Annotated in this window: 7 protein-coding genes and 1 pseudogene; 6 read left to right on the top strand and 2 right to left on the bottom strand. The window is 43.2% G+C overall.

Annotated features, from left to right (window positions below):
* Positions 1-2 precede the first annotated feature (2 nt).
* Genes BQ8014_RS17440 through BQ8014_RS17430 form a run of 3 tightly spaced genes read left to right on the top strand, consistent with a single transcriptional unit; the run spans position 3 to position 2,322 of the window.
* The gene (locus BQ8014_RS17440) at positions 3-1,235 is read left to right on the top strand and encodes a DUF4857 domain-containing protein (protein ID WP_080905473.1); all 1,233 of its coding nucleotides are present in this window, start codon (positions 3-5) and stop codon (positions 1,233-1,235) included.
* 3 nt (positions 1,236-1,238) lie between these two features.
* The gene (locus BQ8014_RS17435; RefSeq protein WP_080905472.1) at positions 1,239-1,790 is read left to right on the top strand and encodes a hypothetical protein; all 552 of its coding nucleotides are present in this window, start codon (positions 1,239-1,241) and stop codon (positions 1,788-1,790) included.
* Positions 1,759-2,322, top strand: a complete 564-nt coding sequence (locus BQ8014_RS17430; protein WP_080905471.1) for a PepSY-associated TM helix domain-containing protein — start codon at positions 1,759-1,761, stop codon at positions 2,320-2,322. The genes BQ8014_RS17435 and BQ8014_RS17430 overlap by 32 nt, the downstream gene beginning before the upstream one ends.
* Positions 2,323-2,666: 344 nt before the next feature.
* On the opposite strand, the gene BQ8014_RS19945 is transcribed toward BQ8014_RS17430, so the two are convergent.
* Both BQ8014_RS19945 and BQ8014_RS17420 read right to left on the bottom strand, forming a co-directional pair.
* Complete coding sequence (locus tag BQ8014_RS19945; RefSeq protein WP_080905470.1) at positions 2,667-4,859, bottom strand: helix-turn-helix domain-containing protein; 2,193 nt, start codon at positions 4,857-4,859, stop codon at positions 2,667-2,669.
* A gap of 78 nt (positions 4,860-4,937) precedes the next feature.
* Positions 4,938-5,123: a methyltransferase RsmF C-terminal domain-like protein gene (locus tag BQ8014_RS17420; RefSeq protein WP_369808818.1), complete on the bottom strand. Its 186-nt coding sequence runs from the start codon at positions 5,121-5,123 to the stop codon at positions 4,938-4,940.
* A 1,022-nt stretch (positions 5,124-6,145) separates the two neighbouring features.
* Between BQ8014_RS17420 and BQ8014_RS17415 the strand changes: the two are divergent.
* From BQ8014_RS17415 to BQ8014_RS17405, 3 genes and pseudogenes are all read left to right on the top strand, one after another.
* Positions 6,146-6,970: pseudogene (locus tag BQ8014_RS17415) on the top strand (carboxypeptidase-like regulatory domain-containing protein); the annotation flags it as partial.
* 816 nt (positions 6,971-7,786) lie between these two features.
* Positions 7,787-10,918 carry a SusC/RagA family TonB-linked outer membrane protein gene (locus tag BQ8014_RS17410; RefSeq protein ID WP_080905468.1) on the top strand — a complete coding sequence of 1,044 codons (3,132 nt, stop codon included), beginning with the start codon at positions 7,787-7,789 and terminating at the stop codon, positions 10,916-10,918.
* 13 nt (positions 10,919-10,931) lie between these two features.
* The gene (locus BQ8014_RS17405; protein WP_080906040.1) at positions 10,932-12,842 is read left to right on the top strand and encodes a RagB/SusD family nutrient uptake outer membrane protein; all 1,911 of its coding nucleotides are present in this window, start codon (positions 10,932-10,934) and stop codon (positions 12,840-12,842) included.
* Positions 12,843-12,850: the final 8 nt, after the last annotated feature.

Below are 12,850 nucleotides of genomic sequence, written 5' to 3'. Positions count from 1 at the left end.
CAATGAAATATAAGAAAAGTATCTATCTAATCATCCTGTTGTTTATTACCTTGATCGGAATGTGGGGCATTCCTTCTCTGGTACGTATTGCAACTTATACACCGGACCAATACCCCTTCATGTATTACAGTTCTATTCTCAAAAAGATCTGTCTGATCGATTATAAGAATAAAAAGTTCCCGATGAAAGATGTGGATGGGAACCAATATAATACGGCCCAATTTGATTCGCTGATGCCGATGTTGAACTACCGGCAGCTAATGACGGACGGGGCTCTGCCGGATTCCATCGAAGGGCATGAAATTACCCCGCAAATCTTACGTATGAAATCCGTGGTCTACCGCTATGACCCGAAAGACATTCATACACCGGTGAACGGCCTGTATATTTTATTTGAGAGTATGCCCAAGCGGGTCGGCCTGGAAATGCCGGACGATGTTTTCCGTCTGAAAGACCGGATAGAATTCATTGATGCAGAAAAAAATACGGTTAATGTAAAGAAGAGCGCCCTATTTCAGAAAGCCTTGGAGAAGGAAGGTTTTCGGTTCCCTGCACAATGGTTGGCGGGCAATCCGAATCCCCGTAAACCTTATGACGAGGGTTATTTTATCTTGGATGCCGATCATCAATTGTTTCATATGAAGATGGTGAACAACCGTCCCTATGTGAAGGATACGAAAATAGGCGAACGGATAGACGTCGCTCATTTTTCTATGTTGGAGGTGGCGGACAAGCGATTCTATGGGTTTCTGTTCAGCGAAAAAGGAGAGATGTTTATTATTGAAAATGACGGATCGGACTATAAGACGCTTCAACTTGGTATCGATCCGATCGACAAGCAACGAGATCAGGTGATCTTGATGGGGAATTTGCTGGATTGGACGGTTTCCGTAATTACACCCGAAAGGAAGAAATGTTTCGCCCTGGATACCGAATCGCTCGGACGGATTGCCGAATATACGATCGAGCGGACACCCGGCAAATGGGATGCCGTATCAAAATGGGCCTTCCCTTATTACTTGGCTTTTGAAAGCTCGGACAGTAATTATATCCAACCTCGTTTTCTCGTGACGGGTATATACGGTTTTGTTGTGAATGCCTTATTAGCTATCTTTGTAGCTATCGGAGTGCCGAATACATCCGGAAGAAAATTATTTCATGCAATCTACCTGCTCCTTACCGGTGTCGCGGGTTTGGTTGCCTTGCTTATTATGCCTAATTTTAAAAATAAATAAAGTATGAAGAAGATTTTTATTTTAGCCGCATTCGCATTATGCCTGGCTGCTTGTGGAAACAAAAATGCAGGGAACTCAGATAGTACCGTCGATTCGACGGAGGTAGCTGTCGTTGCAGACAATGTGCCGGTTTATTCTTTGGATAGTTTGCTGGCGGTTGCAGACCAGTTGGTCAACAAGACGGTAACGGTGAAAGGCAGTGTTACCCATACCTGCAAGCATTCGGGTAAACGATGCTTTATTGTCGGTGATCATGAGAATGTAACTATGCGTGTTGAAGCCAAAGGGAATATCGGCGGATTCAACCGTGAACTGGTAGGCTCGGAACTGGCGATTACCGGAGTCGTAAAAGAACGCCGCCTGACGAAAGAATATATCGATAATTACGAAAAAGAGGTGAATGAAAAGAAAGTGCAAGAAGACGGTTCGGCTGAAACCTGCCAGGCGGAACTTGCCAATATCAACGAGATGCGTGACTGGATGAAAAAGAACCATAAGGATTATTACGCACTCTATTACATGGATGGTGAAGAGTATAATGTCATCGGGCAGTAACACGATCCGCCGTTGGGCGAGGATCATCCACCGTGATGTGGGTTTCCTGATGGTCGGCGTTTGCTTGGTATACGCCATTTCCGGCATCTTGCTCAATCATATGAATGGGAAAGACCCGGCTTTCCGTACGGAAGAAGTGACCCTGCAGGCTTCAAAAGGATTGAACTCCGAAGAGCTTACCTATTGGTGGAATGATCGTAAGGAGCTTCCTCCGCTACGTAAGATCTTGCCTGTTGACGAACAGCATCTGCGTCTGATGCTGGAAGGCGGGGTAGGGGTATACAATTCTTCCACCGGGACGCTGGATTATGAAAAACATAGTAAGCGGCAGTTCGTTTATTGGATCAACAAGCTGCATTATAACCAGATAAAAGGATGGAGTGTGATGGCCGATTTCTTTGCCGTTTCCCTTATCTTCTTTGCCCTGTCCGGCTTGGTGATGGTTAAAGGGAAAAGCGGCATATCGGGCAGAGGGAAGTGGTATCTACTGGCCGGCCTGCTCATCCCGGTGGTTTACCTTATTTTGGCATAATTGCATAACAGATTGTTTAATTTCTCTCTCTCTCTCTCTTGTTCAGCACCAGCCTCCCGGCTGTGCTGGATGTAGAGACGAACCTCCCGGCTCGCACCTATTAAATGAGAATGTAGTTTTATTATAGGCAAAGCGGGAGCTTTTTATATACGGTGCAGCCGGGAGGCTGGCACCGAACGGAGATTTACCTGATTCTGGCTTGTCTAAAAGCCTTTCAATCTAATTAAAAAATGAGTATACTCAATGGAAAAAGTGAGTATACTCATTCTTCGCATTGAGTATACTCGATCAGAGCATCCAGTATACTCAATTTTTTTGTTCATGCGGGTGAATTTTTCAGCCGCTTATTGTTTTTTCTTTTCATAGAGCAAATGGCTGAGTACGGCCTTGATTTCCAGATAGGAATAGCCTTCCCCCAACCGCTGCTTGATGGGAGAAAGCGGAGTGGCGGGCTGTACGTCTTCGATATAAGGGATGATGGCGTTTACGCGGTCGACCGGGACAAGGTCGTAGACCGACAGTTCACCGGCGGCAATGGCTTGGGCCAGATGGGCTTCGATAGTGACGGGGGAGAGGTGGCGTTCGGCAGCTACCCGGAGAACAGACTGGTATTCCCGGTAAAGGGCGAGACTTTCCAGCGTGGAAGCTCCTTTGGGTTGCTTGGCTTTGGCCTCTTTCGGATTTTTCGTATCGGAGGGAGCCGAAGGGCCGGGCGCGGAAGGAACGATCGGTTTGTCGAAAGTCAGTCCTTCGGTCATCAATATATTTCCGAAACGCAGCTTTTCCAGTTTTTCCATGAAGCCGGCGATGGCGTCCCGGATGCTTCCGGCGGCCTTCAGGTATTGCTTGATACGGGAGGCCTGTTTCATTCGCATCAGGTGCGTGTCGAGTGGCGTTAAAAGTTGTTCCTGCATTTCCTTATGGAAATAGGTGACGGCTTTTTGTATGCGGATGCGAAGGTGTGCGATCGCTTCCTCCGTCAATCCGTGGGAGAAGAAGAAATCATCCAATTCTTTCTGGAAGCGCAGGGCGATGTTTTGTTGCCGTTCCGCCGCCTGCTTCATCTCCAGGGATAGACGGATGGCCGCTTCCTTTCCGGGGATCTGTTTGGATTGGATAAGGTCGGTCAGCGAGTCGACCGAGCGGACGACCGGTTGCCAATTGAATGCCATCTTCAGCCGCATGGCGCAATAGGCCGGCTTTTCTTTTTGAAGCACTTCTTCCAACACTTCGGGCGGTGTATTCTGGCTGGAAAAATCGACGATATCTTCATCTGTACGGATGGCTTGCGGATAAATCCGGGAGAAAAGGAGAATGCCTTCGAGGGAGGTACAGCGGCTCAGGGCGACATATACTTGCCCGGAAGCGAAAGCCTGCCCTGCATCGATCGCTACCCGGTCGAACGTCAGCCCTTGGCTTTTGTGGATGGTAATCGCCCAGGCCAGCCGTAGCGGGTATTGGCGGTAAGTCCCGATTTCTTCCTCGATGATCCGGTTGGTATCTGCGTGTAGCGTGTAGCGGATGTTCTTCCAGGTCTCCGGTTCTACTTCCATCGTATTCCCCTCTTCAAATTCAACGACAATCCGCCGTTCGCTGAGACGGATTACCTGGGCCAACTTTCCGTTGTAATACCGGCGTCCTTCCCCGTTGTCGTTTTTGGTGAACATGACCTGGGCGCCTTCCTTCAGCCGCAGCTCCGTATCCGCCGGGAGCGAATATTCATTGAAGTCGCCGGAAATGACTCCTTTAAACAAATATTCCTTCCCTGGTAACTTTGCCAGTTCTCCTTGGTTGATCCGGTCGACCTTGTAGTTATGGGTAGACAAGAGTACATACCGTTCTTCTTTAGGCAATTGGAATCCGGGTTGGAACTGTTGGTTCAAGCGTTGGATATCGGCATCCGTCGCCTCGTTATTGCGTACCCGGTTGAGGAGGTCGATAAAGACCGGATCGTTCTGGCGGAAGACGGTGGTCAGTTCGATATGCAGGATCGGATATTTCTTCAGAGCCTGCGCATGAAAGAAAAAAGGAGTCGGATAATACGCCTTCAGCCGTTCCCATTCGGCATCCTGCACAACCGGAGGAAGTTGGAACAGATCGCCGATAAACAGCATTTGTACGCCTCCGAACGGCCGTTGGTCATAGCGGTAACGGCGCAGGAGCGCATCGATGGCGTCCAGCGTGTCGGCGCGCAGCATACTCACTTCGTCGATGACGAGCAGTTCCAGTTCCCGAAGCATATTGATCTTCGATTTCCGGAGCCGCGCATGATAATCCAGTTTGCTTTTGCCTTCGAAATCGGGCGTATAAGCCTCGAAAGGGAGTTGGAAGAGTGAGTGGAGCGTTACGCCGTCGGCATTGATGGCAGCTACTCCGGTAGGAGCCGCCACGATTATGTTTTTGGTCGTTTGGTGGCGGATATGGTGCAGGAAAGTGGTTTTTCCGGTTCCGGCCTTTCCGCTCAGGAAGACGGATTGTCCCGTATTCAGTATAATATCTGTGGCTAATTGGAAGGTTTTGTTAGGATCGTTATTCATTTCTTTTCCTTTTTCTTATGCTCTAAGCAAAGATAGAAGTAATACGCTTTCATTGTATGTTCACCAAGGCAAATCTCCCTATAAAGTTTTCACGTTTTCCGGCCAATAACCGGTACGGATCCTCCATTCCGGTGGGTAAAGGTTGTTGGCGCGGTTACCCAGTTGTTTGGCAAGGTCCAGCGGAAAATTTTTGTAGGTCATCAATACGATTCCTTTAGGGATCTCGCCGGTTAGGATAAGCGTCTCTATCTTGCCTATATTCAACCCTGTTTCCTGTCGAGCCGATAATTTCCCCAGCAGTAGGCGGAGAAACGTTCGTCTATTTAGTATTATGCAATTGGTTTATTATCAATTGATTTTAACCGTTGAGGCTATAATGGGAAGTCTTAATACAAAAAAGTCCACTTCCTTTTAAGAAGAAGAAGAATTTTACTAATAATGCTTATAATATCGGGGTTAAATATATAAAATATTTTAATCGTGAACAAACGGTTGAATATTTTTTTAGAAAAAATATTTTTGTCTTTAGTAATACTCTCATAAATAGTTGTTTTATTAAAAGTTTAGTCTTAAATAAATGATATCAATATTATTCTCCTGATATTCAGTGACAAAATGAGGTGTTTGCGGAAGAATGCACTTTTTGCTGAAAAACTTTTTATCACAGAGTTTTCTGGAATGGCATACCCTTGATCCAATAAAGCTTTTTCTATAGCTAAAATAAGGAAAACCTAATGCAATTTATGTATTGCTGTAAATCTTTCTTCTTCTTAAAAGGAAGAAGTTTTTTATAGGGAAGATAAGATAGAGCAACGGTCGTAATCATTATTGTGTACGCACACAGGCGTGATTTGGATCAAATAATAATTTGTTAACTTTTAACTTGAATGATTCATTATGACAAAACAACCTTTATTTAATACCGTTTTAGCACACCCTGATTATAGTACTTCTTTTCAATTACTCTTTAACCGTATAAAAAATAATGCGGATGTGATTTCTTAAAATGAAACAATGCAAATCAATAAAAATCAATTAATTATTATGCTTATGAGGAACCTTTATTTGTTAATAGGAATTCTACATTACTCCTTTAGAGAAGTTTCGACTATAGTCCGCTCTGGAAATGATAAAAACAACGCGCTCCAGACCAAGGATAATCTATGTAAAATATGACCGTGATATGAATTCTAATACTTATTTATTTAACCTTAATACATGTAAACATGGAAAGAAAAATCAAAATCATTTTTTTACTTCTCTTTCTCTTTGCACCTTTATTGCTAATGGCGCAAACTCAAAAAACGGTCAAAGGGAAGGTTCTTGAAGCGAGTACCGGAGATCCTCTGCCCGGCGTCAGTATCCTGATCGATAAATCGACAAGAGGTGTCACGACCGATGTGGACGGAACTTTTGAAATGAAAGCCAGCCCTTCGGATAAATTAGTCTTTTCTTTTATCGGGATGACGTCCCAGATCATCGAAGTAAAAGAGAAAACTTATATTGAAGTGGCAATGGCACCTGCGACCAGTGAACTTGACGAAGTCACTGTTGTGGCTTTCGGAAAGCAAAAGAAGGAATCGGTGATTGCTTCCGTCTCTACGGTGAAGCCGTCGGACTTGAAAGTTCCTTCCAGTAACTTAACCACTGCTTTTGCCGGACGAATTGCCGGTCTAATCTCTTATCAACGTACGGGAGAGCCCGGACAGGATAATGCCCAGTTCTTCATTCGTGGTGTAACCAGTTTCGGTACGGGAAAAGTAGATCCGCTTATTTTGATCGATGGAGTGGAAATGACTACAGAGGATCTTGCCCGTTTAACGACAGATGATATCGCCGCTTTCTCCATTATGAAAGATGCAAATGCAACAGCGCTTTACGGAGCTCGCGGCGCCAATGGCGTTATACTGGTGACAACGAAAGAAGGAGCAGAAGGAGGGGTGAAGGTTCAATTCCGCTCAGAAGGTTCTTTTTCTTCTCCGACGGAGAATATCGATCTCGCAGACCCTGTTACTTATATGAAACTGCATAACGAAGCTGTACGTACGAGGACTCCGGGAACGCGTCTCCCCTATGATGAAAAGAAAATCAATTATACGGAAAGAGGCATTGATCCNAAGAAGAAGAATTTTACTAATAATGCTTATAATATCGGGGTTAAATATATAAAATATTTTAATCGTGAACAAACGGTTGAATATTTTTTTAGAAAAAATATTTTTGTCTTTAGTAATACTCTCATAAATAGTTGTTTTATTAAAAGTTTAGTCTTAAATAAATGATATCAATATTATTCTCCTGATATTCAGTGACAAAATGAGGTGTTTGCGGAAGAATGCACTTTTTGCTGAAAAACTTTTTATCACAGAGTTTTCTGGAATGGCATACCCTTGATCCAATAAAGCTTTTTCTATAGCTAAAATAAGGAAAACCTAATGCAATTTATGTATTGCTGTAAATCTTTCTTCTTCTTAAAAGGAAGAAGTTTTTTATAGGGAAGATAAGATAGAGCAACGGTCGTAATCATTATTGTGTACGCACACAGGCGTGATTTGGATCAAATAATAATTTGTTAACTTTTAACTTGAATGATTCATTATGACAAAACAACCTTTATTTAATACCGTTTTAGCACACCCTGATTATAGTACTTCTTTTCAATTACTCTTTAACCGTATAAAAAATAATGCGGATGTGATTTCTTAAAATGAAACAATGCAAATCAATAAAAATCAATTAATTATTATGCTTATGAGGAACCTTTATTTGTTAATAGGAATTCTACATTACTCCTTTAGAGAAGTTTCGACTATAGTCCGCTCTGGAAATGATAAAAACAACGCGCTCCAGACCAAGGATAATCTATGTAAAATATGACCGTGATATGAATTCTAATACTTATTTATTTAACCTTAATACATGTAAACATGGAAAGAAAAATCAAAATCATTTTTTTACTTCTCTTTCTCTTTGCACCTTTATTGCTAATGGCGCAAACTCAAAAAACGGTCAAAGGGAAGGTTCTTGAAGCGAGTACCGGAGATCCTCTGCCCGGCGTCAGTATCCTGATCGATAAATCGACAAGAGGTGTCACGACCGATGTGGACGGAACTTTTGAAATGAAAGCCAGCCCTTCGGATAAATTAGTCTTTTCTTTTATCGGGATGACGTCCCAGATCATCGAAGTAAAAGAGAAAACTTATATTGAAGTGGCAATGGCACCTGCGACCAGTGAACTTGACGAAGTCACTGTTGTGGCTTTCGGAAAGCAAAAGAAGGAATCGGTGATTGCTTCCGTCTCTACGGTGAAGCCGTCGGACTTGAAAGTTCCTTCCAGTAACTTAACCACTGCTTTTGCCGGACGAATTGCCGGTCTAATCTCTTATCAACGTACGGGAGAGCCCGGACAGGATAATGCCCAGTTCTTCATTCGTGGTGTAACCAGTTTCGGTACGGGAAAAGTAGATCCGCTTATTTTGATCGATGGAGTGGAAATGACTACAGAGGATCTTGCCCGTTTAACGACAGATGATATCGCCGCTTTCTCCATTATGAAAGATGCAAATGCAACAGCGCTTTACGGAGCTCGCGGCGCCAATGGCGTTATACTGGTGACAACGAAAGAAGGAGCAGAAGGAGGGGTGAAGGTTCAATTCCGCTCAGAAGGTTCTTTTTCTTCTCCGACGGAGAATATCGATCTCGCAGACCCTGTTACTTATATGAAACTGCATAACGAAGCTGTACGTACGAGGACTCCGGGAACGCGTCTCCCCTATGATGAAAAGAAAATCAATTATACGGAAAGAGGCATTGATCCGGTTCGTTATCCGGCTATAGACTGGCAAGATCTTTTGTTTGATAAAAATACTTTTAACCAGCGTTATAATTTGAATATCAGCGGTGGAAGTAAAGTGGCCCGTTATTATATCGCCGCTTCCTATTCCCGTGACAAAGGCATCCTAAAGGTGGACAAACGTCAAAATTTCAACAACAATATCAGCATGGATAAATATACTTTGCGGTCGAATGTCAATGTAAATCTGACAAAAACAACCGAAGCTATTATTCGTCTGAGTGGAACGTTTGATGATTATCAAGGTCCTTTGGACGGTGGTACGGATTTATACAATAAAGCGGTCTTGGCTAATCCCGTTTATTTTTTACCTTATTATGAACCCGATGCTGCCAATATTTATACGAAGCATATTCTTTTCGGAAATACAGGTTCCGGTAGTTATTTGAACCCTTATGCAGAGATGCTGAAAGGATATAAATCGAATGACCGGTCTTCCATGTATGTGCAATTTGAGATGAAACAGAATATGGATTTTATAACCAAAGGCTTGTCTGCAAGAGGTATGTTCAATGTAAACCGGTTTGCTCAGTTGGAAGTAAGGCGGCAATACAACCCTTTCTATTATGCCTTGTCTCCCCAATTTAGCGGTTCTGACGATTATAAATTATTAGCTCTCAATCCGGATGATGGTACGGATTATCTCGATTATGTGCCGGGAGACAGGAAAATGGAAAATACGATGTATTTTGAAGGAGCTTTACAATATAATACTACGATTGCTGAAAAGCATGCTCTTTCCGGATTGTTGGTCTTTACGGTACGGGAGAAGAAAGACAATACTTATAATACCCTTCAATTGTCCCTTCCCCAAAGGAATGCAGGGTTGGCGGGTAGAGCGACTTATAGCTATGAAGACCGGTATTTTTTCGAAGCAAACTTCGGTTATAACGGTTCGGAACGGTTTTCTAAAAACGAGCGATGGGGATTTTTCCCTTCGGCGGGTATCGGATGGATCGTTAGTAACGAGTCGTTTATGAAGCCTTATGCAAAAACAATTTCGAAATTAAAATTGAAAGCGACCTATGGCTTGGTAGGTAATGACGAAATCGGAGATAAAGAAGACCGGTTTTACTATCTCTCCAATTTGAGTATGAATGATGCCGGTAGAGGAATTTCTTTTGGTGACACTTATGGTTATTATCGTCCGGGCATCTCCATTTCCCGTTACGAAGATCCTTATATTACATGGGAAATTAGCAAAAAAAGCAATTTCGGATTAGAGTTGAACTTATGGAATAGCATGGAAGTCCAGGTGGATTATTTCAGGGAAAGCAGAAGTAATATATTGCAAACAAGGGCCGATATTCCGACTACGATGGGGTTGCAGGCTACGCCAAAAGCGAATATCGGTAAAGCCAATGGGAGTGGAATTGAATTTTCTATCGATTATAATAAATCGTTTACTCCCGATTTTTGGGCTGTAGGCAGAGGAAACTTTACCTATGCAGCCAGTAAATATGAAATATACGAAGAACCCGATTATTCGGCTACTCCCTGGAGATCGCATGTGGGGCGAAAGATTTCTCAGCAATGGGGCTATATTGCCGAACGGCTTTTCCTGGATGACGAGGAGGTGAAAAATTCTCCCACTCAGACATTCGGAGAATACGGCGCGGGCGATATAAAATATAAGGATATTAATAAAGACGGACGCATTGATGAGAATGACCGGGTTCCTATCGGTTATCCAACTACGCCGGAAGTCATTTACGGATTCGGATTCTCATTGGGTTATAAGCAGGTTGATATCTCTTGTTTCTTCCAAGGATCCGCCCGTTCCGCCTTTTGGATCGAGCCGGCTAATGTAGCTCCGTTTGTAAGCGGGGATCCGGATATTACAACGCGTACAAACGACCGGGCCCTTTTACAAGCGATTGCCGATAGTCACTGGTCCGAAGACAATCGCGACGTTTATGCCTTGTGGCCCCGATTGTCGGCTACGGCTATAAGTAATAATAATGTAGTGAGTACGTGGTGGATGCGCGACGGATCCTTCCTGCGTCTCAAAACAGCGGAAATAGGATATACGGTACCTGAACACTTCATTAAGCCGATGCATTTAAAGAGTATCCGTATTTACGCTTCGGGGAGTAATCTTTTCCAAATAAGGAAATTCAAATTATGGGATCCTGAACAGGCCGGTAAGGCGTTCAATTATCCATTGCAGAGAGTGATTAATGTGGGCGTTAATGTGGAATTTTAATTGTAAATATATTATGAAACAGATCATAAAGACAGCGAAACTTTTGGCTTTATTTTTTACCGCAGTTCTCTTCCCCGGTTGTTCCGATTATCTGGATGTGGTGCCTGATGGGGTGGCAACCATGGATAATGCTTTTTCCAACCGGATTAATTCCGAAAAGTTTTTGTTTTCGTGCTACAATATGTTACCCAATCAAAATGATCCTTTTACTTATCCGGGGAATGTAGGGGCCGATGAAATCTGGTGGGATATCGATGTCACAGGTTTAAATAATAGAAGCGGTGCGCGAATGGCCCGGAACGACCAAAATTCGGCGGATCCTTTTCAGAATTATTGGGATGGCAGACGAGACGGCCGAGGCTTATGGATCGGAATCCGTGATTGTAATATTTTTCTGGACAATATAGAACGGGTACCCGATTTAGAAGCATGGGAACGTGTTCGTTGGGTCTCGGAAGTGAAATTCATTAAGGCCTATTTGCATTATTTTCTATTACAATTGTATGGACCTATTCCTATTATGGATAAAAATCTTCCTGTAAATGCCGAGACGGAAGACGTGCGTGTATTCCGTGAACCGGTGGATTCGGTTGTCAATTATATTGTTAATCTGATAGATGAATCCGTGGAGAATCTTCCCGATCAAATAGAGGAAACTACTACTGAAATGGGACGGATCACTAAATCTATTGCGGCTTCGGTTAAGGCAAAAGTCCTGGTGTGGGCGGCCAGTCCGTTACTCAATGGAAACCCGGATTATGCAAATTTTAAAGACAAAAGAGGCATACAACTGGTTCCGACACAAGAAGATCGAAGCAAATGGAACCGTGCGCTGGAAGCTGTCAGGGAAGCTATTGAGATTTGTCATGCAAACGGGCATGCTTTATACCATTACCAGCGGGGATTCGAAACTATGTCGGATGCCACTTTGTTGAAATATACCTTAAGAGGAGCTGTCTGTGAAAGACCCGTCCAAAATCCGGAGATTATCTGGGCGCATCCGGCATATGCAAATGCAAATCAATTCCAAAATTATTGTACTCCGAAGTTTTTCGCTTCTTATGGAGGTACCTCGGAATTAAGCGCTACCTTAAAAGTTGCGGAACAATATTATACGAACCATGGAGTGCCTATTGACGAAGATCCCTCCTGGAATTATACGGGACGTTATGAGATGAGAAAGGACACGGGTTCTTTTCATCAATATTACGTTAGTAAAGGAGAAACTACGGCAAACCTGAATTATTACCGGGAACCTCGTTTCTATGCACATTTGGCTTTTGACCGCAGTTTGTATGAAATGTTAGCCCAGAAAGAGAGTGAAACCCTTGTTATTAAAAACCGTAGCGGAGATAATCATGGCGTTGTATATGCCGATTGTCACATTATAACCGGTTATTTTATCAAAAAACTAGTTAGTTTCAGATCTGGGACGACCACGACCTCGGCAAGTCCCTGGAGATTCTCAATACCTATTATACGGTTAAGCGATCTTTATTTGTTACAAGCCGAGGCTTTGAATGAAATAAAAGATGTTCCTGATAATGAGGTCTATCAGTGGGTAGATAGCATTCGTATACGGGCAGGTTTGGAAGGAGTTGTCGATTCCTGGGCGAAATATTCATCTATTCCGGCTAAACCTTCGACTAAAGAGGGAATGCGCGAAATTATCAAGAGAGAACGGTTAATCGAATTGGCTTTTGAAGGGCAACGTCCGTTTGATCTTCGTCGTTGGAAAGATGCGATGAGTTATATGAATAAGCCGGTAGAAGGATGGGACTATCAAGGGGTAAAACCGGAAGAGTACTATCATATTGTTACCTATTATAGTAATCGTAATTTCACTACCAAAGATTATCTGTGGCCATTATGGACGACAAGCCTTATACAGAATTTCAATTTAGTACAAAATCCAGGATGGTAAGTGTTTTA

Origin of the sequence: Parabacteroides sp. Marseille-P3160, assembly GCF_900162725.1 — a bacterium.
In the GTDB taxonomy this organism is placed as follows: Bacteria; Bacteroidota; Bacteroidia; order Bacteroidales; family Tannerellaceae; genus Marseille-P3160.
Note: the sequence above shows the minus strand (reverse complement) of the source record. Positions and strands in the feature narration are given on the sequence as shown.